Origin of the sequence: Microbacterium marinum, from assembly GCF_014204835.1 — a bacterium.
Taxonomy (GTDB): Bacteria; Actinomycetota; Actinomycetes; order Actinomycetales; family Microbacteriaceae; genus Microbacterium; species Microbacterium marinum.
In genome coordinates this window covers 146,598-173,282 of record NZ_JACHMD010000001.1, presented here as the reverse complement: position 1 = coordinate 173,282, position 26,685 = coordinate 146,598, and the positions used below count along the sequence as shown (strand labels likewise).

The window sequence follows — 26,685 nt, the reverse complement described above, 5'->3', positions numbered from 1 at the left end:
TCAGTTCTCGGAGTGCTCGACCAGACCGAAGTGCGGCTGCGCCCGGCCGCCGCGATCGTCGCCCGGCAGCGGGCGTGACCGCCGGCCGTAGATGATCTCCGACGAGTCGAGCAGCCACGGCACGAGCGTCACCGTCACCCCGTGCAGCAGCATGAGCTGGTGCGCGATGCGCCGCGCACGACGGTTGTGCAGCGGCGCCTCCCACCAGTGCCCGACGATGTACTGCGGCAGGTAGACGGTCACCACGGACGGCCCGTGCTTCTCGCGGTACTGCTCGATGAAGGCGATCAGCGGCGCGGCGTAGTGGCGGTACGGGCTGTCGACGACGACCAGGGGCACGGGCATCTCGTGCACCTCCCAATCGGCCTGCAGCTCCGCGATGTCGTCGGAGGTGACGGCGATGTGCACGGCGAGCGTCTTCTCGTGCTTCGCGGCCAGGGCGTAGTCGATGGCCTTCGCGACCGGCTTCTGGAGCGTGCCGACGAGGATGATCGCGAGGTCGCCCGTCGACCCGTACTTCACGGTGTCGTCCATCGCGATCTCGTGCTCCACGTCGCGGTAGTACCGGTTCACGCCGATCATCAGGAACGAGAGCACCGGGATGGCGAGGAACACCAGCCACGCCCCGTGGGTGAACTTCGTCACCGTCACGATCAGGAGCACCGTGATCGTGAACGCGGCGCCCACGCTGTTGATGAGGAGCCCGGCCATCGCGGCGCGCCGCCCGGCGGCATCCGTGCGGCAGAACCGGAGTTCGCGCCGCCAGTGCCGCACCATCCCCAGCTGCCCGAGCGAGAACGACACGAAGACGCCGATGATGTACAGCTGGATGAGGGTCGTGAGGTTCGCCTGGTAGATGACCAGGACGGCGATCGCGGCCGCTCCGAGGATGAGCATCCCGTTCGAGAACACGAGCCGGTCGCCGCGAGAGTTCAGGGCCTTCGGCGCGTATCCGTCGCGGGCGAGCACCGACCCGAGCAGCGGGAAGCCGTTGAAGGCGGTGTTCGCCGCCAGCAGCAGCACGCACGCGGTGGCGGCCTGCACGAGGAAGAAGAGGGGGGATGCCGCGCCGAACGTCGCCGCCGCCACCTGGGCCATGAGGCTCGGCTGCGGACCCGCGGCGCAGTCGAACCCGATGAGGTCGCACGGATCCTCGGCGTAGTGGACACCCGCGACGAGGGCGAGCGCCGTGAGGCCGGCGAACAGCATGATTGCGATCGTCCCCATGAGGACGAGCGTGGTCTGCGCGTTGCGGATCTTCGGGGCGCGGAAGGCGGGGACGCCGTTGCTCACCGCCTCGACGCCGGTGAGGGCGGAGCAGCCGCTCGAGAACGCCCGCAGCAGCAGGAGGATGACGGCGACCTGCGACAGGTTCTCGGCGTCGACGGCGTAGGTGGCGCTGGAGGCGACGGGCACGTCGCCGATCGCCCACCGGAACAGCCCGGTCCCGATCATCAGGGCGACCGAGCCGATGAAGACGTAGGTCGGGATGGCAAAGGCGTGCGAGGCTTCGCGCACCCCGCGCAGGTTCACGATGACGAGCAGGATCACGAATCCGACGGCCAGCTCGACACGCCACGGGTCGAGTGCAGGCAGCGCCGAGATGATGTTGTCGACGCCCGACGACACCGACACGGCGACCGTCAGCACGTAGTCGACGAGCAGCGCCGATCCGACGACGACCCCCGCCTTCTCGCCGAGGTTCGTGCGGGCGACCTCGTAGTCGCCGCCGCCGGAGGGGTACGCCTTGATCAGCTGTCGGTAGCTCAGCACCACCACGATCAGGAGCACCACGACGGCCAGCGCGACGGCGGGCGTGAAGGCGAGGAACGCCGTGCCGCCGACGAGCAGGATCATCACCAGCTCCTGCGGCGCGTAGGCGACCGACGAGAGGGCGTCCGAGGCGAAGATGGGGAGGGCCCGCTTCTTCGGCAGGAGCTGCTCGTCGAGCTTCTCCGATGTCAGCGGATCGCCGATCAGGATGCGTTTGACGATGGGGGAGGCGGCCGGGTTCGGGTCGCGACTGTCAGGAGCCACGGCGGGCGACATTACGCCTGCCGCGACTCCCGCGCAACGCCGCCGCGATCGCTACTGTCCGCGGGCGCGGAACGTGTAGGTGATGGATGCCACAGTCTGCCCTGCGGCATCCGATTCGACGAATGCGTTGAAGGCCCTCTTGCCGTCGTTGTAGAAGGTGCCGCGGTTGTTTCCGAGCACGAGACGGACGCCGCCCCCGGAGAGTCCCACCTCGTCGATGGGGCCGAGGTCGCGGACCGCGTCGATGCTGTCGCCGACCGCCACGCCGAACTCGTCGACGATGCCGACCTCGGCGGGCGAGCCGGTGACGGCGACGTAGGTGGGGGCGGGAACCTCGTCGCGCGAGCGGCCGCCGTCGCCGAGGAACACGTCGTACAGACGGAATCCCTCCCAGACGTAGATGTCGTAGGCCCAGTTCTCGGCGTCGCCGTTCTGGAAGTCCTCGGTCGGCGCCGAGCCGAAAAGTTCGCTGAGCGCCTCGATCGCGGGTGCGGCGGGGTCTGCCCACCGGTGGGAGAACTCGGTGCCGTCTGCCTGCGTGATCGTGAAGCCGACGCCGTTCACGGCGACCTCGGCATCCGGTGCCGCCTCCGTCTCTTCGGGTGCCGGCTGCTCCTCGGTCGTCGGTTCCTGCGGGGCCGACTGGCCGGGGGCCTCATCGGGGGCGGGCTCGGGGTCGCCGGTCTGGCGCGTGAAGAGCAGGACGAAGGCGATGATCACCCCGACCAGCAGCAGGCCGGCGACGAGCCCCAGCACGATCGGCGTGCGATTGTCGCGACGCTCGTCCGGCTCGTCGACGATGTCGAGGGGCTTGGTCATGCCAGGAACTCCCGGGCGGCGACGGTGAGCGCGTCGACGCCGCGCTCGATGGTCGGGTGCAGGATCGGCGCGAAGAAGGGCGAGTGGTTCGTCGGGATGTCCCGCGCGACGGTGCCGGCGGCGACCGCATCGGCGTACTGCTGGGGGTCGACACCGCCCCAGAACCAGTAGACGAGCGGCACGCCGGCTTCGCGGGCGAACCACGAGACGTCCTCGCTGCCGGTGAACATGCCGGGGTCGACGACGGTGCCGTCGCCGAATGCACGATCGAAGGCGGCGGTCAGCTTCGCCGTCGCCGCGGGGTCGTTGATGGTGGGCGGGAGGGTGTGGTCGGTCGTGATGACCGGCTCCTCCTCGGCACCGGATGCCGCGGCCTCGGCGCGCACGATCCGTTCGACGCGGGCGAGCACGTCGGCGCGCGCATCATCGTCGGGGTAGCGCAGGCTGAGTTCGAGCTTCGCCTCGGCGGGGATGATGTTGTTCTTCAGGCCGGCGTGGATGGACCCGACGGTGACGACCGCCATCTCGCGCGGATCGATCTCGCGGGAGACGACGGTCTGCAGGCGCATGACGGTGGCGGCCGCCATGACGACCGGGTCGATCGTGGAGTGCGGCCGCGAACCGTGCCCGCCGCGTCCGAGGAGGCGCACGGTCAGGCCGTCGGAGGCGGCCATCTGGGTGCCGGGGCGCACACCGATCGTGCCCGCGGGCAGCGGCGTCAGGTGCTGGCCGAGCACGATGTCGGGGCGCGGGTAGCGGTCGAGCACGCCGTCGGCGATCATCGCCTGGGCGCCGGCGCCGTACTCCTCGGCGGGTTGGAAGACGGCCACGACCGTGCCCGACCACTCCTCGCGGGTGGCCTGCAGTTTCTCGAGCGCGCCGAGCAGGGCGGTCACGTGCATGTCGTGCCCGCAGGCGTGCATGACCGGGACGTCGGTCCCGGCGGGGTCGACGCCGCGCGCCGTGCTCGCGTAGGCGAGCCCGGTCTGCTCCTCGACGGGCAGTCCGTCGGTGTCGGCGCGCAGCCACACCACGGGTCCCGACCCGTTGCGGATCACCGTGACGACGCCGGTGCGGCCGACGCCCTCCTCGAACTCGAGTCCCAGGGCGTCGAGTTCGCGCGTGATGACCCCTGCCGTCCGGGTCTCCTGGAAGGAGAGCTCGGGGTGGCGGTGCAGGTCGATGTAGAGCGCGTCGAGGTCGATGGTCATGCCATCGAGCCTACGGGGATCAGCCGGGAGGCGCCGTGGAGGACCGTCGCACGAGTTCGAAGGGGAGCGTCTGATCGGCGGCATCCGTCCCCTCCTCGATCGCGCGCAGCACCGCCTCGCCGGCGCGCTCACCCTGCGCGTGGGGGAACTGCGCGATCGTCGTCAGCCCGAAGAAGCCGCTCATCTCGTGACCGTCGACGCCGATGACCGACAGGTCGCGCGGCACGTCGAGTCCGCGTTCGCGTGCGGCGAAGAGCGCACCGAAGGCCATCTCGTCGGATGCCGCGAAGATCGCCGTGGGCGGGTCGGCGGCATCGAGCAGCGCGCCGGCGGCGCGGTGCCCGTCGTCGATCGTGAAGTCGGCGGGGGCGAACAGCGGCGTCGCGACACCGGCATCCGTCATGGCCGCATCGAAACCGTGGCGGCGCAGCGACGGGATGTCGAAACCCGGGTCACCGTCGAGGCTGAAACCGATGTGCGCGATGCGCCGGTGACCGAGGCCCAGGAGGTGCTCGGTCGCGAGACGCGCGAGCGCGCTGTCGTCGACCCGCAGCACCGGCAGCCGGCCGCTCGTGGCGCCGAGCCCGACGATCGGGAGGCCCAGCGACAGCAGCCGGTCGACCTCGTTCTCCGACAGGGCGAGCGACAGCACGATGAGTCCGTCAACGCGTCCGCGCCGCAGGGAGACGTCGAGCACGCCCGCGCGCTGGTCGGGGTCGTCGCTCATGCTGTACAGCGTGATGTCGTACCCGCGCGGGGCGAGCCGGCTCGCGATGCCGTCGAGGACGTTCGCGAAGAACCACCGGTCGAGCAGCGGGACCACGACACCGATGTTCGCCGTCCGCCCCGTCGCGAGCGAGGATGCCGCGGACGACACGACGTACCCGAGCTCGGCGGCCGCAGCGCGCACGCGGACGCGGGTCGCATCGGAGATGCGCCCGCGCCCGCTGAGCGCGCGCGAGACCGTCGCCGCCGAGACGCCGGCGGCGCGGGCGACGTCGTCGATGCCGGTCACGGTCAGTCCGCGGCGATCCAGACGGTCGTATCGGCGGGCAGCTCGCCGCCCTCGAACGTGTCGCTGGCCACCAGGAGGGTTCCCGCGGGCAGGGCGACGGGCTCGGTGCCGACGTTGGCGATCACGGTCACGTCACCGGTGCGGACGGCGATGACGTCGTCGCCGTAGCCGTCGAGCCACTCCAGCTGCGCGGCGCCCAGGTCGTGCGCGCGACGGGTGGCGAGCAGGGTGCGGTACAGCCAGAGCGTCGACTCGGGGTCCTGCTCCTCGACGTCGCGGGCCAGCGCCGACCAGTCGGCGGGCTGGGGGAGCCAGCTCTCACCCGTCGGGCTGAAGCCGAACGCCGGGTCGGCGGCCGACCAGGGGAGCGGGACGCGGCATCCGTCACGGCCGTAGCGCTCGCCGTTCGTGCGGAACCAGGTCGGGTCCTCGCGCACGTCGTCGGGGAGTTCCATCGCCTCGGGAAGGCCGAGCTCCTCGCCCTGGTAGACGTAGGCCGAACCGGGGAGGGCCAGCATGAGCGCCGTCGCGGCGCGGGCGCGGCGGAGGCCTGCGGCCGGGTCGGGCTTGCCCTCCGTGGCGGGGCCGACGCCGTGTCCCTGCGGGTGGCCCGGCATCGCCAGGCGGGTCGCGTGACGGATCACGTCGTGGTTGGAGAGCACCCAGGTGGCCGGGGCGCCCACGGCGGGGAAGGCGCGCAGCGACTCGCTGATGATCTCGCGGAGCTGCTCGGCATCCCACTCGCTCATCGCATACGGGAAGTTGAACGCCTGGTGCATCTCGTCGGGACGCACCCATTTGGCCGTCTCGTCGACCGTCGGCAGCCAGGCCTCCGCGCAGAGGGCGCGGTCGCCCTCGTACTCCGCGAGGACGCGGTGCCAGTCGCGCCACACGTCGTGCACGCCTTCCTGGCCCCAGTACGGCACCGGCTCCTCGCCGCCCATCGAGTCGGCGTCCTCCGGCGGCGTGTAGTCGGGCAGTCCGTCGGCCTTGACGAGGCCGTGGGCGACGTCGACGCGGAAGCCGTCGACGCCCCGGTCGAGCCAGAAGCGCAGCGTTCCACGGAACTCCTCGCGCACCTCTTCGTTGGTCCAGTCGAAGTCGGGCTGTGAGGTGTCGAACAGGTGGAGGTACCACTGGCCGTCTTCGACGCGCGTCCACGCCGGACCGCCGAAGACCGACTCCCAGTTGTTCGGCGGGAGTTCGCCGTTCTCGCCCTGTCCGTCGCGGAACATGTAGCGCGCACGCTCGGGGCTCCCGGGTGCGGCGGCGAGCGCCTGCTGGAACCAGACGTGCTTGTCGGAGGAGTGGTTCGGGACGAGGTCGATGATGACGCGGATGCCGCGCGCGTGCGCCGCCTCGAGCATGTCGTCGAAGTCGCCGAGGGTGCCGAAGAGCGGGTCGACGTCGCGGTAGTCGGCGACATCGTAGCCGGCGTCCTTCTGCGGGGAGGTGAAGAAGGGACTGAGCCAGACGGCGTCGATGCCGAGAGAGGCGAGGTCGTCGAGGCGCGACGTGATGCCGGGGAGGTCGCCGATGCCGTCGCCCGAGGCGTCGGCGAAGGAGCGGGGGTAGATCTGGTAGATGACGGCGGTGCGCCACCATTCGGCGCCGGGTCGGCTCTCGCCGATCGCGGCCAGCGTAGACGGCGAGGTCTGCGTCGGGAGGGAGGTCGAAGTCATGCGCGCCAGCCTAGCGCAAGCGCTTGCGCATACGGGAGTCCTCACGTGCCGGAGACGTCCGGCGGCCTCGTCTGCAGCAACTCCTCAGATGTGCGGCTCGGCGGCCCGCCGGAGCTGCCCCGGATCGGGCCGCGGTCGATCTTGGGGAGTTAGTGCAGTGCCGCCGTGCAACCCCGGGCGCGATCAGGCGGGTCGGCTACCCTCGACCCAGTGAATCCCGACGCACTCGCCCGAGCCGAAGCGCTCATCGCGACCATTCCCGACTTCCCCGAGCCCGGCATCCTCTTCCGTGATATCTCGCCGTTGCTGGCGGATGCCGCCGGCCTGCGCACCATCGCGATGGCGATGGCCGAGCCGTTCGTCGGCCGGTTCGACGTGGTCGCGGGCGTCGAGGCACGCGGGTTCCTGCTCGCGGGCGCCCTCGCCGTGGCATCCGGTGCCGGCCTCGCGCCCATCCGCAAGGCGGGGAAGCTGCCCCGGCCGGCGGGTTCGGTCAGCTACGACCTCGAGTACGGCAGCGCGACGATCGAGATGTCGGATGACCTGCCCGCCGGTACGCGCGTGCTGCTGGTCGACGACGTGCTCGCCACCGGCGGGACCCTTCGCGCGGGCCAGCAGCTGCTCGAGCAGCTCGGCTACGAGATCACCGGGACGGCCGTCCTCATGGAGCTCGCGGCGCTCGGGGGCCAGCGGGTCTGCGGGCCCGTGCACAGCGTCTTCACCGTGTGAACGACGCGCGCCGCGCCACCTGACCCGCGGGTCCGTTCGACCACCGGCCTCAGGTGCGCAGGACGATGTTCTCGGGGGTCTCACCGCGCTGCAGGTGCCCGATCTGTCGTCGGATCAGCGCCTCACTGCGCGGCGCCATCGCGTTCGTCGCACCGCCGACATGCGGCGCGATGAGGACGCCGTCGAGCGTCCACAGCGGGTGATCTGCCGGGAGGGGCTCCGGCTCGGTCACATCGAGCGCCGCGCGGATGCGGCCGCGCGAGACGTGGTCGACGAGCGCGTCGGTGTCGATGAGCGAGCCGCGGCCGACGTTCACGATCAGCGCACCGTCGGGCAGCGCGGCGAGGAACTCGTCGTCGACGATGTGTCGCGTCGCGTCGCCACCGGGGAGGGTCGCGATGACGATCTCGGCGGCGGGGAGCAGGTCGGGCAGCTCATCGACGCCGTGGACGTGCACGCCGTCTTCGTCGCGAGCGCGGGTGGCGACCGGGATCACCTCGACCTCGAACGGTGCGAGGCGCGCGGCGACCGCCTTGCCGACGCCGCCGTAGCCGAGGACGAGCACCCGGCGGTCGGCGAGGCTCGACGCGACGACCGGTGACCATGTCCCCGTCGCCTGCGCCTGCATGAACCGGACGAACTCGCGCTGCGCGGCGAGGGCCAGCGCGAGGGCGAGCTCGGCGGTCGAGGTCTCGTGCACTGTCGCGGCGTTCGCGAACACGACGCCCGCCGGCAGCTTCTGCTCGACGCCCTCGTACCCGATCGACTGCCCCTGGACGAGCTGCGTCCGCACGCCCTCGAGCAGCGGCAGCCCCGCATTGCCCGCCATGTACGGCGGCACGACCAGATCGATCGTCTCGCGCGGCGCGGGACCGTCCATCTTCCACACCAGCACCTCCGCGCCGGTGTCAGCCAGCTTCTCGGCGAGGCGCTCGGACGGGACGCTGACGGTGATGGATGCCATGCTCCGAGGCTACCGGCGGCTCACTCGACGGTCGTCACCATGCCCATCCGGGCGAGGACGACGTTCTCGATGATCTGCACGACGTTGTAGAGCACGAGGGTCACGAGCGTAATGATCGCGACCGATGCCCACAGGTCGTCGAAGCGTGCCTGCGCGGTGAACTTCTGGATCATGCCGCCGATGCCGGTACCGGTCGACAGCCATTCCGCGAGCAACGCCCCCGTCACGGCGCCGGGAACCGACACGCGCGCCGCCGCAAACAGCGACGGCAGCGCGCCCGGGATGTTCACCTTCCGCAGCTGTGCGAACCTGCCGCCGCCGTAAACGCGCACGAGGTCGAGGCTCTGCGCCGACGCGCGCGAGAGCCCGAACAGGATCGACGCGAGTGCCGGGAACAGCACCACGATCGAACCGATCACGGCGACGGATGCCGCGGTGCCGCGCCCCGTGATGAGGATGATGACCGGCGCGATGGCCACGAGCGGAATGCTGCGCAGGAGCAGCGCAAGTGGCATGACGCCGGCCTCGATCGCGCGCGAGAGCGAGAACGCCACGGCGAGCACGAGGGCGGCCACCATGCCGGTGACGAAACCGAGCAGCGAGTCCTGCAGTGTCTGCCCGAGGAGCGGCCACAGCCCAGCGCGGTTCGCCGCGGCATCCGTATCGACGAACAGGAACTCCCACACGTCGGCCGGGCCCTTCGCGACGTACGGCGAGATGCCGGTGAACGACACGACCGCCCACCATGCGGCGAGGACGATGGCGACGGTGAGGAGGGCGTTCGCGGCCGAGCGGCCGAGCGGGCGCCAGATCGCCTTCATGCGGCCACCGTCCGTCCCGACACCCAGGGCGTCACCAACCGGGCGACGAGCCCGACGAGCCCGTACCCGAGCAACGCGACCGCTGCGGTCAGCAGGAACACCGCCCACACGCGGGGAGAGTCGAGGTCGCCCTGCAGCTTGATGAGGGTGATGCCGACGCCACGGTCGATCGCGCCCATGTACTCGCCGAGGATGGCGCCGAGGAATGCGCTCGGCACCGCGATCTGCAGTGCGGTGAGGATCGCGGGTGCCGCGGCGATGAGCCGCACCTTGCGCAGCTGCGTGAACCGCGTGCCGCCGTAGACACGGACGACGTCGAGCGTCGCCCGGTCGGCGGCCTTGAAGCCGAGCAGCGCGCCGACGACGGTCGTGAAGAACACCGCGAGGGCCGCGAGGAACACCGCGGTCGCGCTGAGGTCGCCCACGCGCTTCGCGCCGCCGAGCACAACGATCGCGATGCCGCCGACGGCGACGACGGGCAGGCAGTAGCTGACGACGGCGATCTGCGTGATGACCGTCTCGGCCTTCGGAAGCAGGAGGACGACGGATGCCAGCAGGAGGGCGATCGCGTTTCCCCAGGCGAACCCGACCAGCGCTTCGCCGATCGTCACCTGGAATACCGGCCAGTAGGCCGCGATTCCGTCGGAGAAGATCGTCGCGAACACGGTCCACGGCGAGGGGACCGGGGTGAAGGTCGTCCCCTCGGCGGGGATGAAGATCGTCGCCGAGAACAGCCACCATGCGCCGATGAGCGCGGCCAGGCCGATGACGCCGGCAGCCCAGCGGGGCAGGGCGCGCATCACGCCTCCGCGGCCGCGCGACCGTCGTCGCCGAACAGCAGTTCGGAGGCCTGGTCGACGAGCGCATGGAACTCGGGGGTGCGCTGCATCTCTGGCAGGCGGGGGCGCGGCAGGTCGACCTCGATGATCTCCTTGACCCGGCCGGGTCGGGGCGACATCACGGCGACGCGGTCGGAGAGGAAGATCGCCTCTGAGATGCCGTGCGTGACCATGAGGGTGGTCGCGGGCTTCTCCGTCCAGATGCGCAGCAGCTCGAGGTTGAGGTTCTGGCGGGTCATGTCGTCGAGCGCGCCGAACGGCTCGTCGAGCAGCAGCACTGAGGGCTTGAGGGTCAGGGCGCGGGCGATCGAGACGCGCTGGCGCATGCCGCCGGAGAGCTGGGCGGGCTTCGCCTTCTCGAAGCCGCGGAGACCGACGAGACCGATGAGCTCGTCTATGTAGGCCTTGTCGGGCGTCCGCCCCGCGATCTCGAACGGCAGCCGGATGTTCGTGAGCACGCTCCGCCACGGCAGGAGCGCGTGGTCCTGGAATGCGATGCCGAGCTCGTGGTCGCGGCGCAGCTCGGACGGCGTCTTGCCGTCGACGAACACCTCGCCGGTGGTGGGGTGCTCAAGGTCGGCGAGGATTCGCAGGATCGTCGACTTGCCGCAGCCCGAGGGGCCGAGGAGCGAGAGGAACGAACCCTTGTCGGTGTGCAGGTGCGTGTCCTGCAGGGCGGCGACCGATCGGCCGCGCCCGGTGTCGAAGGTCTTGCTGAGACCGTCGATGCGGATGCCGGTACCCGGGAGGGCGCCGGCATCCGCGGCGGCGGAGCGTGTCGTCATGTCAGGGCAGGTATTCCATCAGGTCGGGGTTCTCCGCGTAGATCTCGTCGATGATCGTCGTGTCGAACAGGTCGTCGACGGAGACCTCCCAGCCGGCGCCGGCCAGCGATGCGACGGTCTGCTCCTTGAGCTCGTCCGAGATGGTGAAGAGCCCGTTCGCTTCGGTCTCGTCGGTCGAGATGAGCAGGTTCTGCGCCTCGATGCCGGCGGCGGTCTTCGCGGGGTCGAGTGCGCCGAACACGGCCTCGAGGCCCTCCTCGGACGCCTCGGCGGCCTGGTTGTAGTACGTCTCGACGAGCGAGACGGTGTCGTCGACCGGCTCCTGGAAGACATGCGTCCAGCCCTTGATCTCGGCGATGAGGAACGCCTTCAGCAGGTCGGCGTTCTCGGCCAGATACTGGTCGGTGACCGTGAAGGTCTCGGCGACGTACGGCACGCCGTTCTCGGCGTAGGCGAGGTTCGTGGTCTCGTACCCGGCCAGCTCGACGGTCAGCGCCTCGTTCGTGAGATATGCCATGAAGCCGTCGACCTCGCCGTTCATGACCGGGGTCGGGTTGAAGTCGACGGGCACGACCTCGACGTCCGCGGGGTCGATGTCGTTGGCGTTCAGGAGCGCGGCGAACACCGACGCGTTGGAGTCCTGCACACCGATCTTCTTGCCGACGAGGTCCTGCGGGGTCTGGATGTTCGCGCCGTCGGCGAGCGACAGGATCGTGAACGGGTTCTTCTGGAAGGTCGCGCCGATGATCTTCAGCGGTGCTTCTTCTTCGGCGATGGCCGCACCGACGGATGCCGCGTCGCTCAGCGCGACCTGCACCGTGTTCGACAGCAGCTTGGCGACACCCGTGTCGGGGCCCGAAATGCCGATGACGTCCGAGAAGCCGGCCTCGTCGTAGTAGCCGTTCTCGTAGGCGTAGAACTCTCCCGCGAACTCCTCGTTCTTGATCCAGGAGTACTGGACGCTGATCTCGCCGTGGTCGACGGCTTCGCCCTCGGAACCTGCGGGGGTTTCGCCGCCGGCGCAGCCGGCGAGCAGGAGGGCGGAGGCGGCAGCGGCGGCGATACCGATGACGCGCGTGCGGGACAGAAGGCGCAAGGGGACTCCTCGGGTCATGTTTCGGGACATGGCGGTGCGGGCCCGACGCTAACGCGCGCGTATTTCCGCGCGATTTCGCGCGTACTACCTGCAGGCACATCGCGACACGGCGGCCGTGAGGACCGTATTCACCGCCGTCGGTCCGGCGTGAGGAGCAACCGGTGCCGCGATGTCTCTCGCTGAACGTTGTTTCTCGCGGATGGCGCGAGGGCGCCTCAGGCGGCGGATCCCACCACGGCGCTGACCGCCGCGGTGAAGAACTTCAGCCCGTCGACTCCCGACCGCATGGCGGCCGCGGTGTCGGGCCCGAACCCGGGTTCGATCGCGTGCTCGGGGTGCGGCATGAGGCCGACGACGTTGCCGCGCTCGTTGGTGAGCCCGGCGATGTCATCGACCGATCCGTTCGGGTTGACGCCCGCGTAACGGAACGCGACGAGGCCTTCGCCCCGGATGCGGGCGAGCGTCTCGTCGGATGCGATGTAGCCGCCGTCCGCGTTCTTCAACGGGATGACGATCTCCTCGCCGTTCGTGAACTCGTGCGTCCACGCCGTGTCGGCGTTCTCGACGACGAGGCGCTGGTCGCGACGGATGAACTGCTGGTGGGCGTTGCGGATCAGGCCCCCGGGCAGCAGGTGCGCCTCGACGAGCATCTGAAAGCCGTTGCAGATGCCGAGGATCGGCATCCCCTTCGCGGCGGCATCCTTCACCTCGGACATGATCGGCGCGAGAGCGGCGATCGCGCCGGCGCGGAGGTAGTCGCCGTAGCTGAAGCCACCCGGCAGGACGAGTGCGTCCACGCCGTCGAGGTCGTGCGAACCGTGCCAGAGGGCGACCGGCTCGGCTCCCGCCAGGCGGACGGCGCGCTGCGCGTCGCCGTCGTCGAGCGATCCCGGGAAGGTGATGACGCCGACGCGGACCGTCATTCGACGACCTCGATGCCCACGACGTCCTCGATCACCGCGTTCGAGAGGATCTCTTCGGCGATGGTCTTGACCGTCGCGAGCGTCTGCTCGTCGGCGGTGTCGACAGTCAGCTCGAAGCGCTTGCCGATCCGGACGCCGGAGAATCCTTCGTGGCCGAGGCGGGAGAGTGCGCCGGCGACGGCCTTCCCCTGCGGGTCCAGCAGCTCGGCCTTGGGCATGACGTCGACGACGATGGTGGGCATTCGAAAGCTCCGGGATGTCGCGGGCAGGGGTGGGACCAGTCTACGGCCAGGCGGTCGCGCGCCGAGGACAGGGCGGCAGCGTCCGAACGCGGGGATGAGCACGGTCTCCGAACGGCCGTGACCGAACCGTGACCGATCGTATGGGAGCGCTCCCTTGACAGCCATGGGAGCGCTCCCGTACCGTCTGATCTCAGTTGAGAGCGCTCCCATGGGAGGGAGCACCGCACCCGTCTCTCTCCACATCACAAAGGAGTGTCCTGTGAACTCACGCGCCCTGCGCCGCGTCGGCGTCCTCGCCGCCGTCGCCTCGACGTCCGCTCTCGTCCTCGCCGGCTGCGCCGGCGGCGGCGACACGAATGGCGAGGAGGGTTCGGGCGACGAACCCGTCACCCTCACCATCACCACATTCGGCACCTTCGGCTACGAGGAGCTGTACGAGGAGTACGAGAGTCTCCACGACAACGTCACCATCGAGGCCACGAACATCGACACCGGCGGCAACGCCCGCACCGACCTGTTCACCAAGATCGGCGCCGGAGGACTCTCCGACATCGTCGCAATCGAAGAGGGCTGGCTCGGCGCGATCATGGAGGAGGGCGTCGTCGAGAACTTCGCCGACCTGCGCGATTACGGCATCGAGGACCGCAAGGCCGACTGGGTCGATTGGAAGTACGAGACCGCCACGGCACCCGACGGCCGTGTCATCGGCTACGGCACCGACATCGGCCCGAGCGGCATCTGCTACAACGCCCCGGCGTTCGAGGCGGCCGGCCTCCCGACCGACCGCGAGAGCGTCGCCGAGCTGCTCGACGGCGACTGGGAGAACTACTTCGAGATCGGCCAGAAGTACACCGACGACACCGGCAAGGGGTGGTATGACCACTCCGGCTTCGTGTGGAACGCCATGGTGAATCAGCTCGACGAGGGCTACTACACCTCCGACGGGACGCTGAACGTCGACGGCAACGCCGAGCTGAAGGAGCGCTTCGAGCTCCTCGGCGCCGCCACGGAGGGCGGCCAGTCCGCCGCGCAGGCGGCGTGGGACTGGAACGGCAACAAGTCGTTCGTCGACGGCACGTTCGCGACCTTCGTCTGCCCGGGCTGGATGCTGGGCATCGTCAAGGAGCGCGTCGAGAGCGCCGGCGGGGACGCCTCCACCGGATGGGACTTCGCCGACGTCTTCCCCGGCGGCGCAGCCAACTGGGGCGGCGCGTGGCTTTCGGTCTCCGAGTCCTCGGAGCACAAAGAAGCCGCGGCGGAGCTCGCTGACTGGCTGACGCAGCCCGAGCAGCAGGTCAAGCAGTCGGCGGCCGCGGGCAACTTCCCGTCGACCATCGAGGCGCAGGAGAAGCTCGCGAGCGACGCGACGCCCAACGAGTTCTTCAACGACGCCCCGACCGGCGCGATCCTCGCTGAGCGTGCCAAGGGTGTCGTCGCCCAGTACAAGGGACCGGACGACTCGGTCATCCAGGAGAACGTCTTCGGGCCTGCGCTGAGCGCACTGGACCGGGGCGAGGTCGACACCGCCGGCGCGTGGGACAAGGCGCTCGCGGAGCTGGCCAAGCAGGTCGAGTCCGACTAGGACCTTCTGCACGGGTCACCGGCATCGCCGGTGACCCGTGCACCATCCCGGCGCACACGAGAGGACACCATGACCACCACCGCTTCGCCGCCGCCTCGCGTGCGCCCGGAGGCGCATGCTGATGTCGCGGCTCGACCGCCGCGCCTCACCGCACGCCAGCGCCTGTCGCGATTCGCGTACCGCGGTTCGCCCTACGCCTACATCGCCCCGTTCTTCCTGCTCTTCGGGCTCGTCGGTCTCTTCCCACTGCTGTACACGGTCAACGTCTCGTTGTTCGACTGGGATCTGCTGAGTGGTCAGGACGAGTTCGTCGGTGCGGGCAACTTCGTGAGCGTCCTCCAGGACGACTCGTTCTGGAAGTCCATCGGCAACACCCTGAGCATCTTCCTGCTCTCGGCCATCCCGCAGCTCTCCGTCGCGCTCCTGGTGGCCTACCTCCTCGATCGCGGCCTGCGTGCACCGACCTTCTGGCGCATGAGCGTCCTCATCCCCTTCGTGGTCACCCCTGTCGCCACCGCGCTGATCTTCTCCAGTGCTTTCAACGAGGCGGACGGCCTCGTCAACAACGTGCTGAACCTCGTCGGCATCCCCGACCAGGAGTGGAAGCACGACACGTTCCTCAGCCACATCGCGATTGCGACGATGGTGAACTTCCGGTGGACCGGGTACAACGCGCTCATCCTCCTCGCGGCCATGCAGGCCGTGCCGCGCGACCTCTACGAGTCGGCGGCCATCGACGGTGCCGGGCCCGCGCGCCGGTTCTTCTCGATCACCATCCCCTCGATCCGGCCGACGCTCATCTTCGTCATCATCACCGCGACGATCGGCGGTCTGCAGATCTTCGCGGAGCCCCGGCTGTTCGACGTGTCGACCGCCGGCGGCACCGGCGGCAGCGACCGGCAGTTCCAGACGACCGTCCTCTACCTCTGGGAGCTGGCGTTCTTCCGCCGCGACCTCGGCGAAGGCTCGGCCGTCGCCATCCTCCTGTTCGTCCTCATCGTCGGGATCGGCCTCATCAACTTCCTCGTCTCGCGCGGCATCGCCGGCGGCGCCGAGCGTGCCGACCGCAAGGCGCGCCGCGCGCGTCGTTCCGACTCCACGAAAGGCACCCGATGACCACCGCGATCCCGGGACCGCTGCCCGTCCAACAGGTCGACGTCGTCGAGCCCGAGCGTCAGCGCCGCGGCGGCCGCCGCCGTCCTCGGGAGAGCGGGCCGGCCGGCATCGGCAGCCGCCCCGGCTTCCTGACCTACGGCCTTCTGACCGCGTTCGTCATCGGCAGCGTGTACCCGATGTGGTGGTCGTTCGTCGTGGGCAGCGGCACGAACGCCACGCGGGCCGAGACTCTTCCGCTCATCCCGGGCGGCAACTTCCTGGCGAACGCCATGAAGGTCCTCGACGCCATCCCGTTCTGGGTCGCCCTGGGCAATTCGGTCCTCATCTCGTCGATCATCACGGTCTCGGTTGTGTCGTTCTCCACACTCGCGGGCTATGCGTTCGCGAAGCTGCGGTTCAAGGGCCGCGACGGCCTCATGGTCTTCGTCGTCGCGACGATGGCGATCCCCACCCAGCTCGGCATCATCCCGCTGTTCATGCTGATGCGCGAGCTGGGCTGGACCGGCAGCATCGGGGCCGTCATCATCCCGACCCTTGTCACGGCGTTCGGTGTCTTCTTCATGCGGCAATACCTCGTGGACGTGATCCCCGACGAACTCATCGAGGCCGCCCGCGTCGACGGCGCGGGCCAGTTCCGCACCTTCCTGACGGTGGGTGTGCCGGCGGCGCGACCGGCCATGGCGATCCTCGGTCTGTTCACATTCATGACGGCGTGGACCGACTTCCTGTGGCCGCTGCTGGTACTCAAGCCGCAGAGCCCGACGCTCCAGACGGCGCTCAGCCAGCTGCAGTCGGGTTACTACGTCGACTACTCGATCGTCCTCACGGGTGCGATCCTGGCAACGTTGCCGCTTCTGGTGCTCTTCGTCGTGGCGGGTAAGCAGCTCATCAGCGGCATCATGGCCGGCGCGGTCAAGGGCTGACAGGATCACGACATGACGATCGTCGCCCGGGAGGGCTCTGCCCTGACCGCCTCCCGTCCCTTCCCGACCGGCTTCCTGTTCGGCGCGGCCACGGCGGCCTACCAGATCGAGGGGGCCGCGTTCGAGGACGGCCGCACCGCCTCGATCTGGGACACCTTCAGCCGGGTGCCCGGCGCCGTCATCCACGGCGACAACGGCGACGTCGCGTGCGACCACTACCACCGGTACCGGGACGACGTCGCGCTGATGCGGGAGCTGGGGCTCGACACCTACCGGTTCTCGACGTCCTGGTCGCGGGTGCGTCCCGACGGCGGGCCCGTCAACCAGCGCGGGATCGACTTCTACAAGCGGCTCGTCGATGAGCTCCGCGACGCCGACATCATCCCCTGGCTCACGCTGTACCACTGGGACCTGCCGCAGGCGCTCGAGGAGCGCGGCGGCTGGACGGCCCGCGAGACGAGCGACCGGTTCGTGGACTACGCGCTGTCCGTGCACGATGCGCTCGGTGACCGGGTGGGCATCTGGACGACGCTGAACGAGCCGTGGTGCTCCTCGTTCCTCAGCTACACCGGCGGCATCCATGCCCCGGGACGGACCAGCATCGCCGACGGGCTGACGGCGTCGCACCACCTGCTCCTCGGCCACGGTCGCGTCGTGTCGGCCCTGCGTGAGCGCGACGCGACGCTGAACCTCGGCATCACACTGAACCTCACGGTCGCCGAACCCGCCGACCCCACCCGGCACGACGACGTCGACGCCGCTCGTCGCATCGACGGCCAGTTCAACCGCTGGTTCCTCGACCCGGTGTTCGGCCGGGGATATCCGCAGGACATCGTGGCGGACGTGCGGGCAGTGGATGCCGCGGCGGTCGCCGCCTTCGAGGAGGCGGTCAGGCCCGGCGACCTCGAGGCGATCGCGCAGCCGCTCGATGCCCTCGGCGTGAACTACTACCACGGCGAGTTCGTCGGCGGCACAGCGCCTGCGCAGCCGCCGCTACCGGGAGACGCGCCCACCGATCGCCCGGTCGGGTCGCCGTGGCCCGCGGGCAAGGACATCCACTGGTACGAGCGCGGCCTGCCGCGCACGTCCATGCACTGGGAAGTGCAGCCGGAGGCGCTCACGACCCTGCTCGAGCGGGTGTGGCGGGAGTATGCGGAGGCGGCGGGCACGCCGCTGTACGTGACCGAGAACGGCGCCGCGTACGACGACCGACCCGTCATCGAGGACGGCGTCACCCGGGTGCACGATGACGACCGGGTCGCGTTCCTGCGCGGTCACCTCGGCGCGATCGTGGATGCCGCGGACGCGGGCGTCGACGTGCGCGGCTACTTCTACTGGTCGCTGCTCGACAACTTCGAATGGGCGTGGGGCTACGACAAGCGCTTCGGCATCGTGCGGGTGGACTACGACACCCAGGAGCGGGCATTGAAGGACAGCGCACTGGAGTATCGTCGGGTCATCGCCGCCCGTGCGATCGACGTCGCACCCTTCCCGAGGTAGCCCAGCCGTGACCGACACCATCCGCACTCCGGTGACCATCGAAGAAGTCGCGGCGGTGGCCGGGGTCTCGCGCTCCACGGTGTCGCGGGTTGTGAACGGCTCCACGGCCGTGAGTCCCACCGCACTCGAGTCGGTGCGACGCGCCATCGATGAGCTCAATTACGTCCCCAACCGTGCTGCGCGCTCGCTCGCCAGCCGAGCCACGATGGCGATCGCGCTTGTCGTGCCCGAGGACACGACCCGGTTCTTCGGTGACCCCTTCTTCGCGGCGATCGTCAGCGGCATCCATGCACGAGTCAGCAGGTCGGATTACGTGCTCAACCTGATCATCGCCAGCGACGACCCGCACGACAAAGCCACCGCATACCTGCGCAGCGGCGCCGTCGACGGCGCGATCATCGTGTCGCACCACACCAGCGACTCCTTCATCGACCGCATCGCGGCGGCCATGCCCGTCGTCTACGGCGGACGCCCCGTCCGCGAGCGCGAGCGCGACTACTACGTGGACGTCGACAACCGTGCCGGGTCGCGCCTGGCGACCGAGCACCTGCTGGCGCGGGGCCGTCGAAAGATCGCCACGATCGCCGGCCCCCTGACCATGCCCGGCGGCATCGACCGTCTCGAGGGCTTCCGGGCGGCGCTGGATGCCGCGGGCCTGGAACCGGCCGGCGTGGAGGACGGCGACTTCACCTCCGACGGCGCGGTCGCCGCCACGATGCGGCTGCTCGAGTCGGGCACGCCGTTCGACGGACTCTTCATCGCGAGCGACCTGATGGCGCGGGGTGCACTCGTGGCGCTCGCGCGCGCCGGCATCCGTGTTCCCGAGGACGTCTCCATCGTCGGATACGACGACTCTCCGGTGGCGACCTCGGTCGTGCCGGCGCTCACGACGGTGCGTCAGCCGTCGCTGCAGCAGGGTGAGCAGATGGCCGACATCCTGCTGCAGCTGCTCGCCGGCGGCACCCCGCCGCGGGTGACGCTGCTCGAGACCACGCTCGTCGAGCGCGAGTCGGTCTGACGTCGAGACCGACCCGCGCTCGCGCGCGGGGGTCTCAGCGCGGGTCGCCGCCGAGCTGTCCGATCGGGACGATGGGGCCGCCATCGTCCGCACCGGTCTTGCGCGCTCGGGCGATCGCGTTGCCGCCGTGGTAGATCGCGAGGGCGGCGAGAGTGCCGAGAACGATGCCGCCGAACTGCAGCTGGCCGAGGTTCATCGTGAAGCCCGCGATGGCGATGACGAAGGCGACAGCGACCGTGTACTGGTTCACCGGACGTGAGAAATCGACCTGGTTGTCGACCCAGATCTTGATGCCGATGACGCCGATGAGGCCGTAGAGGGCCGTCGTCACACCGCCGATGACGCCGCTCGGGATCGTGAAGAGGATCGCGCCGACCACCGGCGAGAACGACAGCAGCACGGCGATGATGCCGGCCACCCAGTACGCCGCGGTGGAGTAGATGCGGGTGGCAGCCATGACGCCGATGTTCTCGCCGTAGGTCGTGGTGCCCGAACCGCCGAACAGCCCGGCGAGGGCTGTCGCGGCGCCATCAGCGAGAAGCGCGCGGCCGGTGCGCGTGTTGACGGTGGGGTCACCGGTCATCGTGGCGACGCCTCGCACGTGGCCGACGTTCTCGGCGATGAGCACCAGCACCACCGGCAGGAACATCGGAAGCAGACCCCAGGCGACCGGGTCGCCGAACGAGGGGAGGTGGAAGGTCGGCAGGCCCACCCACTGGCGCGCCTCGATGAGGTCCGCGACCCCGCTGAAGTCGACGCGGCCCAGGATCACCGCGACGATGTAACCCACCACGACGCCGAGGAAGATCGAGATACGCCCGAGGAACCCGCGGAACAGCACCGAGAAGAGGATGCAGGCGATGAGGGTGACCGAGGCGAGGAGCCCGTCGGTCCGGAAGTTCTGCCACGCGACGGGAGCGAGGTTCAGGCCGATGAGCGCGACGATCGCGCCCGAGACGACCGGCGGCATGAGCCGCTCGATCCACCGCGTACCGGTGACCTGCACCAGCGCGCCGACCCCGGCGAGGAGGAGCCCCGCGATGAGCACGCCGACCAGCGCCTGACCGATCTGCTCGGGCGTCTCGAGTGCCTTGCCACCGTTGAACGCCGTGATCGGCGCGATGAACGCGAACGACGACCCCAGGTAGCTGGGGAGGCGATTGCGGGTGAGCAGGAGGAACAGCAGCGTGCCGAGACCTGAGAAGAGGAGCGTCGTCGTCACGGGGAACCCGGTGAGGATTGGCACGAGGAACGTCGCGCCGAACATCGCCACGACGTGCTGGCTGCCGATGGCGAGCGTGCTGCCCCAGTTGAGGCGTTCCTCGGGCTTGACGACGGCGCCGGGTGCGATGCGACGGCCATCGCCGTGGAGGGTCCAGATGGGCATGCGTGTGCTCCTCAGGTTCGGGGGTGCCTGCGGTCAGGCTACCTGGGAGCCGGCTGGGAGCCGCGCAGCGACGCCGACCGTTACGCGGTGAGGAGTGTGAGCAACTCGCGGTACTTCGCGGCGGTCCGCTCCACGATGTCCGAGGGGAGCTCGGGCGGCGACCCGGTCTTGTCCCACGAGGCGGCGAGCCAGTCGCGGACGATCTGCTTGTCGAAGCTCGCCATCCGCTCGGCGGGTGTCGTGCCGGAGCGCCACGCGGTGGCATCCCAATACCGCGACGAATCACTCGTGAGCACCTCGTCGGCCAGGGTGAGCACGCCGTCGGCGTCCAGGCCGAACTCGAACTTGGTGTCGGCGAGGATCAGCCCCTTCGCCTCCGCGATGGCGGCGGCGCGGCGGTAGATCTCGAGCGAGGTGTCGCGCAGCTCGGCGGCGCGCTCGGCACCGACGAGCTCGACGGTGCGCTCGAACGAGATGTTCTCGTCGTGCTCACCGAGCGGCGCTTTGTAGGCCGGGGTGAAGATGGGCTCCGGCAGGCGGTCGCCGTTGCCGAGTCCTTCGGGCAGTGGGATGCCGCACACCGTGCCGTCCTGCTGGTACTCGGCCCACCCCGACCCGGTGAGGTAGCCGCGCACGACGCATTCGACGGGCAGCATGTCGAGGGACTGAACGACCATGCCGCGACCCTCGGCCTCGGCGGGCGGAACCGCGCCGTCGATGAGGTGGTTGGGGATGGCGCGCCCGCCGTCGGCGCCGGAGAGCTGCGCAAACCACCACAGGCTGAGCGCGGTCAGGAGCGCGCCCTTGCCGGGGATCGCCGGCTCCAGAACATGGTCGAAGGCGCTGACGCGGTCACTCGCGACGACGAGCATGCGATCGGCGCCGTCCTCGGGGCGGTACAGGTCGCGGACCTTGCCCGAGTAGGTGTGGGTCCATCCGGCCAGGGGAGTCGCGGCATCCGTCACCCGCCCATTATCCCGGGTGGTCTTCGGTGCGCGAGTCCGCGAGACAGCAGTCACGGCCCGAGACGTTGACATCCTGCGCATGTCTCGGGCTCCCCCTGCTGTCTCGCGGTCAGGGGAGGATGCCGCGCGGCCGCGGTGGCGCGGTCAGTCGGCGACGCGGGCGGCGATGTCGGTGCGGAAGTGGGAACCGTCGAGGGAGATCTCGCCCAGCGCGGCGTAGGCGCGTTCGCGGGCCTGCGTGAAGTCGTCGCCGACGGCCACGACGTTCAGGACGCGCCCGCCCGTGGCGAGCAGGTCCGCCCCGGACGCGGTCGTCGCGGCGTGCGCCAGGTGCACCCCGTCGACGGATGCCGCGCGGTCGGTGCCCGTGATCACGCGCCCCGTCACCGGTGCCTCAGGGTACCCCTCGCTCGCGAGCACCACGGTCACCGCGGCGTCCGCCGCGAACTCGGGCTCGGGCTCCGACTCGAGCGTCCCCGAGGCGGCGGAGAGCAGCAGTCGGGAGAGCGGGCTGCGCAGTCGCGCGAGCACCACCTGGGTCTCGGGGTCGCCGAAGCGGGCGTTGAACTCGATGACCTTCACGCCGTCGTCGGTGAGGATCAGACCGGCGTAGAGCAGACCGATGAACGGGGTGCCCTCGGCGTCGAGACGGCGGATGACCGGCTCGGCGACGTCGCGCGTGACCTCCGCGACGAAGGCGGCTTCACTGCCGAACCGCTCGCTGAGCCAGGGCAGCGGCGAGTAGGCGCCCATGCCGCCGGTGTTCGGCCCGGCGTCGCCGTCGAAGGCGCGCTTGAAGTCCTGCGCGGGGCTCAGCGCGCGGACGGTGTCGCCGTCCGACACGAAGAACAGCGACACCTCGGGGCCGGAGAGGAACTCCTCCACGAGCACGCCGCCCTTCGGCAGGTACGTCTCCGCGTGGGCGAGCGCCGCGTCGCGGTCATCCGTGACGATCACGCCCTTGCCGGCGGCGAGCCCGTCGGCCTTCACCACGTACGGCGCACCGAACTCGTCGATCGCCGCGGCGACCTCGTCGAGGGTGCGGGCGCGCGCGGCCTTGCCGGTGGGGACGCCCGCGGCATCCATGATCCTCTTCGCGAACGCCTTCGATCCCTCGAGCTGTGCCGCCGCCTTGCCCGGCCCGAACACGGGGATGCCGCGCTCGCGGAGCGCATCGGCGACGCCGGCGACCAGGGGGGCTTCGGGGCCGATGATGACGAGGTCGACGTCGTTCTCGAAGGCGTAGCCGGTGACCGCGGACGGATCCTCGGCGTCGAGGGGGAGGAGGGTGGCGTCGGCGGCGATGCCGGCGTTGCCGGGTGCGGCGAGCACCTCGTGCCCGGCGTCCTCGGCGAGGAGGGCGAGGATGATGGCGTGCTCGCGGGCACCCGAACCGAGGACGAGGATCTTCACGCGGCCAGCCTACCGGCGGCCCTTCGCGCCCCTTCGACCGGGGCTAGCGTGGTCGTCATGGTGCGGAAGATCCTGATGGGCGATGGCCGGGCCGCTCTGGATGCGGTCCGCGGCGGCAGCACCGCGCGGGCCGATCTCGGGACGGCGGTGCGATATCTGCTGCAGCTGCTCGCCGAGAAGGCTCCCGGGAACTCGGTCGAGGTGCGTGTGCCTCCGTACGGCGCCGTGCAGGTCGTCGAGGGGCCCCGTCACACTCGCGGCACTCCCCCGAACGTCATCGAGACGGATGCCGCGACCTGGATCGCCCTCGCCACGGGAGAGGCCTCGTGGGCGGAGGCGGTCGACGCGGGGAAGGTGCAGGCGTCGGGAACGCGGGCCGATCTCATCGGACTGCTGCCGCTGCGCCCCTGACGTCCGACCGCGCGGACGCTCCGGCCGCGCGGCGCTCGACGCCGGGACGCCGCCGCCGCGCCGGTACCATCGCTCGGGGGAGAGGAGCCCGATGACCCGCACTGCGCTGCTGCGCTCCACCCTGGTGGTGCTCCTCGCCGTCGCCTCGGCCGCCCAGGCGCCCGTCGCCGCGTCGGCCACCGACACCGCCGCATGCACCGCGACCGAGGCCGAGCTGGCCTGGGACCTCGGCACGTCGGAATTCTCGGCGTCCGGTGGCGCCACGCAGGAGGGCACCGTCCTCCGCCTCACCGGCGGCGCAGGGGTGATCGACCCGGTCGGGCCGGTCGGGAGCATCGCGTTCGAGGCGACCGTCGAATTCATCAGCGATGCGGGCGTCGCCACCGTGCTCACCAACCCGACCCTCGTCCTCGCGGAGGAGTCGGGTCAGCTGCTGGCGGATCTCGAACCCGAGGGCACCGCGCTCGTCGCGCAGGCGCCTCTCGCGTCGGTCGACCTTCGCGCGGGTGCGATCTCGGAGGACGGCGAGGCCATCACCGCCACCGCCGTGGATGCCACGACCGAGCGCGCCACTGACGCCGTCGCCTTCTGGTCGGCGGACCCGGGAGAGCTCGACTACACGATCACGGCGGAGTGCCCGCCCGTCGAGTCCACGGTGACGCCCTCCGGTGCACCGGACGCCGCCGGCGACGACGGCGGCGACGGGTCGGGTATCTGGATCGGCCTCGGGGTGGGCGCGGCGGCGCTGATCGTCGTCGTCCTGCTCACCGCCGGCTCGATCGCGCGGCGGCGGCGCGACGCGGCATCCGTCGACGCCCACACCGCGCCCGAACCGGAGGGTCTTCCGGGGGAAGGGCGCTCCGGCCGCTGACCGCGCGAGCCGCCCGCGGGTGGACAATGGAGGTATGGCCGAGCACACCGAATCGCACGTCGAGAACGCGGAACTGCGCCGCAGCCCCCGCTTCGGCGTCTTCTTCGCGCTCGGTGCCGCGCTGGGCGTGCTGCTCGCGGTGATCCTGACCTTTGCGTTCGACACCCAGGAGAGCGCCGGCACCGGCGTCACCTACTCGACCACACAGGTGTTCGGCTTCCTGCTGCTCGTGTGCGTGCCGGTCGGGCTGGCCGTCGGAGCCGTGATCGCGCTGCTGTTCGATCGTGCGTCTCGCCGTCGGGTGCGCACGGTGCGCATCGAGCACGAGACGGTGCAGGACGAGGACTGATCCCCCTCACGCGGGTCAGCGCTGTCCTCGACGGGGGACGATGAAAGTAACGGGTCCGGATGCCGCGACGCGTTCCATCGCCCGCAGTCTGGAAATCAGGCGATCTCGGCGATGATCGGCTGGATCGCCGGATCGAAGGCGGCGACGTCGCCGCGCAGGCCGTCGGTGACGGCGACGGTCAGTGATCCGATCCACCAGACGCCGCGCTGTGTCAGGGGGAGGACGTGCACGTTGAGCTCGAAGGAGTGGGCGCGCCGACCCACTCTCCGTTCGTGTTCGGCGATCGCGCTGGCGTAGGCACGGTAGCTGCTGGCCGACCCGCTGCGCGTCTGCAGCGCATAGCGCTCGTTCGCGGCCGTCGCATACGCGACCGCGTCCGCCGCGTGGGGTTCCATCGCGGTGCGCAGCTCGTCGAATCCCTCGACCGGCAGGACGGCATACGTCTCGAACCCGTCCACGAGTTCGAGCGGCACCGGCGAGGGGTGGGCCTGCGGTTCGACCGTCATCGCCCAGTACGCGAGCCACTGCCGCTCCCGCAGCCGATGCTCGTCGCTGTCGTCGTACGCGTCCGCCGCCGGAGCGCCGCGCAGATGGGGCAGCTCCTCGGGAGCGCGGATGCCGAGCACCTGGCGCAGGTACAGCGCGACCAGCACCGACGCCCCGGCATCCTCACGCACGACCCATTCGGGCCGTTCAGCCCCGCTCATGGCGCCATCCTAGAGGCGTCGATGCCGAGCGTCCCGGGTTCGAGTGGCAGGTCTTGCCGCTTCGCGCGCCGTGAAGCGACGCGAGGTGCCACCTGAAGCGCATGACGAGCGGATGCCGCGCTGCCCGACGAACGGGACGCGCCCGGCGGCCGGTAGGCTGACCCCGTGGCCGCGACTCCCACCGATCCCTATTCCGCTGCCGGCGTCGACACCGCGGCGGGCGATCTCGCCGTCGAGTTGATGAAGTCGGCCGTCCGCCGTACCCAGGGCCCCGAGGTCCTCGGCGGCGTCGGCGGCTTCGCCGGCCTCTTCGACGCATCGGCCCTGCTCGGGTACGAGAAGCCGCTGCTGGCGACCTCCACCGACGGCGTCGGCACGAAGGTCGCCATCGCGCAGGCGATCGACAAGCACGACACGATCGGGCAGGACCTCGTCGGCATGGTCGTCGACGACATCGTCGTGGTCGGTGCGAAGCCGCTCTTCATGACGGACTACATCGCGACCGGCAAGGTGTTCCCCGAGCGGATCGCCGACATCGTCCGGGGCATCGCCGACGGCTGCTCCGCGACCGGCACCGCCCTGGTCGGGGGCGAGACCGCCGAGCACCCCGGTCTCCTCGGCATCAACGACTACGACGTCGCGGGCGCGGCCACCGGTGTGGTCGAGGCCGGTGCCGTCCTGGGCGCCGACCGGGTGCAGCCCGGCGACACGGTGCTCGCCCTGGCATCCAGCGGCCCGCACTCCAACGGCTACTCGCTGATCCGGCACATCATCGCCGGTGCCGGGATCGGCTACGGCGACCACGCCGCCGACTTCGGCCGCACCTGGGGCGAGCAGCTCCTCGAGCCGACCCGCCTGTACACCTCGCCGCTGCTGCGCGCGATCGACGCGCAGCCCGGTGCCGTCCACTCCCTGAGCCACGTCACCGGCGGCGGCATCGCGGCCAACCTCGCGCGGGTGCTCCCCCGGGGAACCTGGGTCGATGTCGACCGCGCCTCGTGGTCGCCGTCCTCGGTGTTCCGCGTGCTCGCCGACCTCGGCGGGCTTTCGCTCGAACAGACCGAGGGCACCTGGAACCTCGGCATCGGGTTCCTGGCCGTCGTCGCGGCCGATCAGGCAGACGCCGTGGCATCCGTCCTCACCTCCGAGGGGATCGACACGTGGCAGGTCGGCGTGGTGTCGGATGCCGCGCTCCCCGACGGACACTACGAGCAGGGCGCGAAGGGAGTCGACGGCGGGGCAGTCCGCCTCGTCGGCTCGTACGCGTCCTGATCTCGGAT

26 protein-coding genes are annotated in these 26,685 nt (G+C 70.4%); 10 read left to right on the top strand and 16 right to left on the bottom strand.

Annotated elements, in window-relative coordinates; all coding sequences use genetic code 11:
* Genes BKA24_RS00765 through BKA24_RS00745 form a run of 5 tightly spaced genes read right to left on the bottom strand, consistent with a single transcriptional unit; the run spans position 1 to position 6,764 of the window.
* Positions 1-2,049, bottom strand: coding sequence for an APC family permease (locus BKA24_RS00765; protein ID WP_184214340.1), 2,049 nt, complete (start codon positions 2,047-2,049; stop codon positions 1-3).
* A 39-nt stretch (positions 2,050-2,088) separates the two neighbouring features.
* Entirely contained in the window at positions 2,089-2,856 is a 768-nt protein-coding gene (locus BKA24_RS00760) for a hypothetical protein (RefSeq protein WP_184214339.1), read from the bottom strand.
* Entirely contained in the window at positions 2,853-4,067 is a 1,215-nt protein-coding gene (locus BKA24_RS00755; RefSeq protein WP_184214337.1) for an amidohydrolase, read from the bottom strand. The genes BKA24_RS00760 and BKA24_RS00755 overlap by 4 nt, the downstream gene beginning before the upstream one ends.
* Before the next feature lie 19 nt (positions 4,068-4,086).
* Complete coding sequence (locus BKA24_RS00750) at positions 4,087-5,082, bottom strand: substrate-binding domain-containing protein (protein WP_184214335.1); 996 nt, start codon at positions 5,080-5,082, stop codon at positions 4,087-4,089.
* A 2-nt stretch (positions 5,083-5,084) separates the two neighbouring features.
* A complete protein-coding gene (locus tag BKA24_RS00745) occupies positions 5,085-6,764 on the bottom strand; it encodes a glycoside hydrolase family 13 protein (protein WP_184214333.1) in 1,680 nt (559 codons plus the stop codon).
* Between the two features lie 210 nt (positions 6,765-6,974).
* Here BKA24_RS00745 and BKA24_RS00740 point away from each other — a divergent pair, with 210 nt between their 5' ends.
* Positions 6,975-7,493, top strand: a complete 519-nt coding sequence (locus BKA24_RS00740) for an adenine phosphoribosyltransferase (RefSeq protein WP_184214331.1) — start codon at positions 6,975-6,977, stop codon at positions 7,491-7,493.
* Between the two features lie 49 nt (positions 7,494-7,542).
* Here the strand turns inward: BKA24_RS00740 and BKA24_RS00735 are convergent, their stop codons facing one another.
* The 7 genes from BKA24_RS00735 to purS all read right to left on the bottom strand — a co-directional run bounded on the left by BKA24_RS00735 (position 7,543) and on the right by purS (position 13,163).
* On the bottom strand, positions 7,543-8,457 hold the full coding sequence (locus BKA24_RS00735) for a 2-hydroxyacid dehydrogenase (RefSeq protein ID WP_184214329.1): 915 nt from the start codon (positions 8,455-8,457) through the stop codon (positions 7,543-7,545).
* 20 nt (positions 8,458-8,477) lie between these two features.
* Positions 8,478-9,278 carry an ABC transporter permease gene (locus BKA24_RS00730; RefSeq protein WP_184214327.1) on the bottom strand — a complete coding sequence of 267 codons (801 nt, stop codon included), beginning with the start codon at positions 9,276-9,278 and terminating at the stop codon, positions 8,478-8,480.
* On the bottom strand, positions 9,275-10,078 hold the full coding sequence (locus BKA24_RS00725) for an ABC transporter permease (RefSeq protein ID WP_184214325.1): 804 nt from the start codon (positions 10,076-10,078) through the stop codon (positions 9,275-9,277). The genes BKA24_RS00730 and BKA24_RS00725 overlap by 4 nt, the downstream gene beginning before the upstream one ends.
* Complete coding sequence (locus tag BKA24_RS00720; protein WP_184214323.1) at positions 10,078-10,902, bottom strand: ABC transporter ATP-binding protein; 825 nt, start codon at positions 10,900-10,902, stop codon at positions 10,078-10,080. Before BKA24_RS00720 ends, BKA24_RS00725 begins: the two co-directional genes overlap by 1 nt.
* A 1-nt stretch (position 10,903) precedes the next feature.
* Positions 10,904-11,998: an ABC transporter substrate-binding protein gene (locus tag BKA24_RS00715; protein WP_246366959.1), complete on the bottom strand. Its 1,095-nt coding sequence runs from the start codon at positions 11,996-11,998 to the stop codon at positions 10,904-10,906.
* A gap of 215 nt (positions 11,999-12,213) precedes the next feature.
* Entirely contained in the window at positions 12,214-12,921 is a 708-nt protein-coding gene (gene purQ, locus BKA24_RS00710) for a phosphoribosylformylglycinamidine synthase subunit PurQ (protein WP_184214318.1), read from the bottom strand.
* On the bottom strand, positions 12,918-13,163 hold the full coding sequence (purS, locus tag BKA24_RS00705) for a phosphoribosylformylglycinamidine synthase subunit PurS (RefSeq protein ID WP_184214316.1): 246 nt from the start codon (positions 13,161-13,163) through the stop codon (positions 12,918-12,920). The genes purQ and purS overlap by 4 nt, the downstream gene beginning before the upstream one ends.
* A 259-nt stretch (positions 13,164-13,422) precedes the next feature.
* Between purS and BKA24_RS00700 the strand changes: the two genes are divergently transcribed.
* The 5 genes from BKA24_RS00700 (at position 13,423) to BKA24_RS00680 (ending at position 19,302) form a co-directional block, all read left to right on the top strand.
* Positions 13,423-14,745 carry an ABC transporter substrate-binding protein gene (locus BKA24_RS00700; RefSeq protein WP_343065814.1) on the top strand — a complete coding sequence of 441 codons (1,323 nt, stop codon included), beginning with the start codon at positions 13,423-13,425 and terminating at the stop codon, positions 14,743-14,745.
* A gap of 69 nt (positions 14,746-14,814) precedes the next feature.
* Positions 14,815-15,861: a carbohydrate ABC transporter permease gene (locus tag BKA24_RS00695; RefSeq protein ID WP_184214312.1), complete on the top strand. Its 1,047-nt coding sequence runs from the start codon at positions 14,815-14,817 to the stop codon at positions 15,859-15,861.
* Positions 15,858-16,784: a carbohydrate ABC transporter permease gene (locus tag BKA24_RS00690; RefSeq protein WP_184214310.1), complete on the top strand. Its 927-nt coding sequence runs from the start codon at positions 15,858-15,860 to the stop codon at positions 16,782-16,784. The genes BKA24_RS00695 and BKA24_RS00690 overlap by 4 nt, the downstream gene beginning before the upstream one ends.
* Positions 16,785-16,796: 12 nt before the next feature.
* Positions 16,797-18,284 (top strand): GH1 family beta-glucosidase, encoded by a 1,488-nt coding sequence (locus BKA24_RS00685; protein ID WP_184214308.1) that lies wholly within the window; start codon positions 16,797-16,799, stop codon positions 18,282-18,284.
* Positions 18,285-18,291: 7 nt separating this feature from the next.
* On the top strand, positions 18,292-19,302 hold the full coding sequence (locus BKA24_RS00680) for a LacI family DNA-binding transcriptional regulator (protein WP_343065813.1): 1,011 nt from the start codon (positions 18,292-18,294) through the stop codon (positions 19,300-19,302).
* Between the two features lie 34 nt (positions 19,303-19,336).
* On the opposite strand, the gene BKA24_RS00675 is transcribed toward BKA24_RS00680, so the two are convergent.
* The 3 genes from BKA24_RS00675 to purD all read right to left on the bottom strand — a co-directional run bounded on the left by BKA24_RS00675 (position 19,337) and on the right by purD (position 23,067).
* Positions 19,337-20,689 carry a uracil-xanthine permease family protein gene (locus BKA24_RS00675; protein ID WP_184214306.1) on the bottom strand — a complete coding sequence of 451 codons (1,353 nt, stop codon included), beginning with the start codon at positions 20,687-20,689 and terminating at the stop codon, positions 19,337-19,339.
* A gap of 80 nt (positions 20,690-20,769) precedes the next feature.
* Positions 20,770-21,654, bottom strand: coding sequence for a phosphoribosylaminoimidazolesuccinocarboxamide synthase (locus BKA24_RS00670; protein WP_343065811.1), 885 nt, complete (start codon positions 21,652-21,654; stop codon positions 20,770-20,772).
* 144 nt (positions 21,655-21,798) lie between these two features.
* The gene (purD, locus tag BKA24_RS00665; protein WP_184214302.1) at positions 21,799-23,067 is read right to left on the bottom strand and encodes a phosphoribosylamine--glycine ligase; all 1,269 of its coding nucleotides are present in this window, start codon (positions 23,065-23,067) and stop codon (positions 21,799-21,801) included.
* Positions 23,068-23,124: 57 nt separating this feature from the next.
* Between purD and BKA24_RS00660 the strand changes: the two genes are divergently transcribed.
* From BKA24_RS00660 to BKA24_RS00650, 3 genes are all read left to right on the top strand, one after another.
* A complete protein-coding gene (locus tag BKA24_RS00660; RefSeq protein ID WP_184214300.1) occupies positions 23,125-23,478 on the top strand; it encodes a sterol carrier family protein in 354 nt (117 codons plus the stop codon).
* Positions 23,479-23,569: 91 nt separating this feature from the next.
* Positions 23,570-24,349: an HtaA domain-containing protein gene (locus tag BKA24_RS00655; RefSeq protein WP_184214298.1), complete on the top strand. Its 780-nt coding sequence runs from the start codon at positions 23,570-23,572 to the stop codon at positions 24,347-24,349.
* Positions 24,350-24,383: 34 nt separating this feature from the next.
* On the top strand, positions 24,384-24,698 hold the full coding sequence (locus BKA24_RS00650) for a potassium transporter Trk (protein WP_184214296.1): 315 nt from the start codon (positions 24,384-24,386) through the stop codon (positions 24,696-24,698).
* A 95-nt stretch (positions 24,699-24,793) separates the two neighbouring features.
* Here the strand turns inward: BKA24_RS00650 and BKA24_RS00645 are convergent, their stop codons facing one another.
* Complete coding sequence (locus tag BKA24_RS00645) at positions 24,794-25,405, bottom strand: zinc-binding alcohol dehydrogenase (protein WP_184214294.1); 612 nt, start codon at positions 25,403-25,405, stop codon at positions 24,794-24,796.
* Between the two features lie 165 nt (positions 25,406-25,570).
* Between BKA24_RS00645 and purM the strand changes: the two genes are divergently transcribed.
* Positions 25,571-26,677, top strand: coding sequence for a phosphoribosylformylglycinamidine cyclo-ligase (purM, locus tag BKA24_RS00640; protein ID WP_184214292.1), 1,107 nt, complete (start codon positions 25,571-25,573; stop codon positions 26,675-26,677).
* The last annotated feature ends 8 nt before the right edge of the window (positions 26,678-26,685 follow it).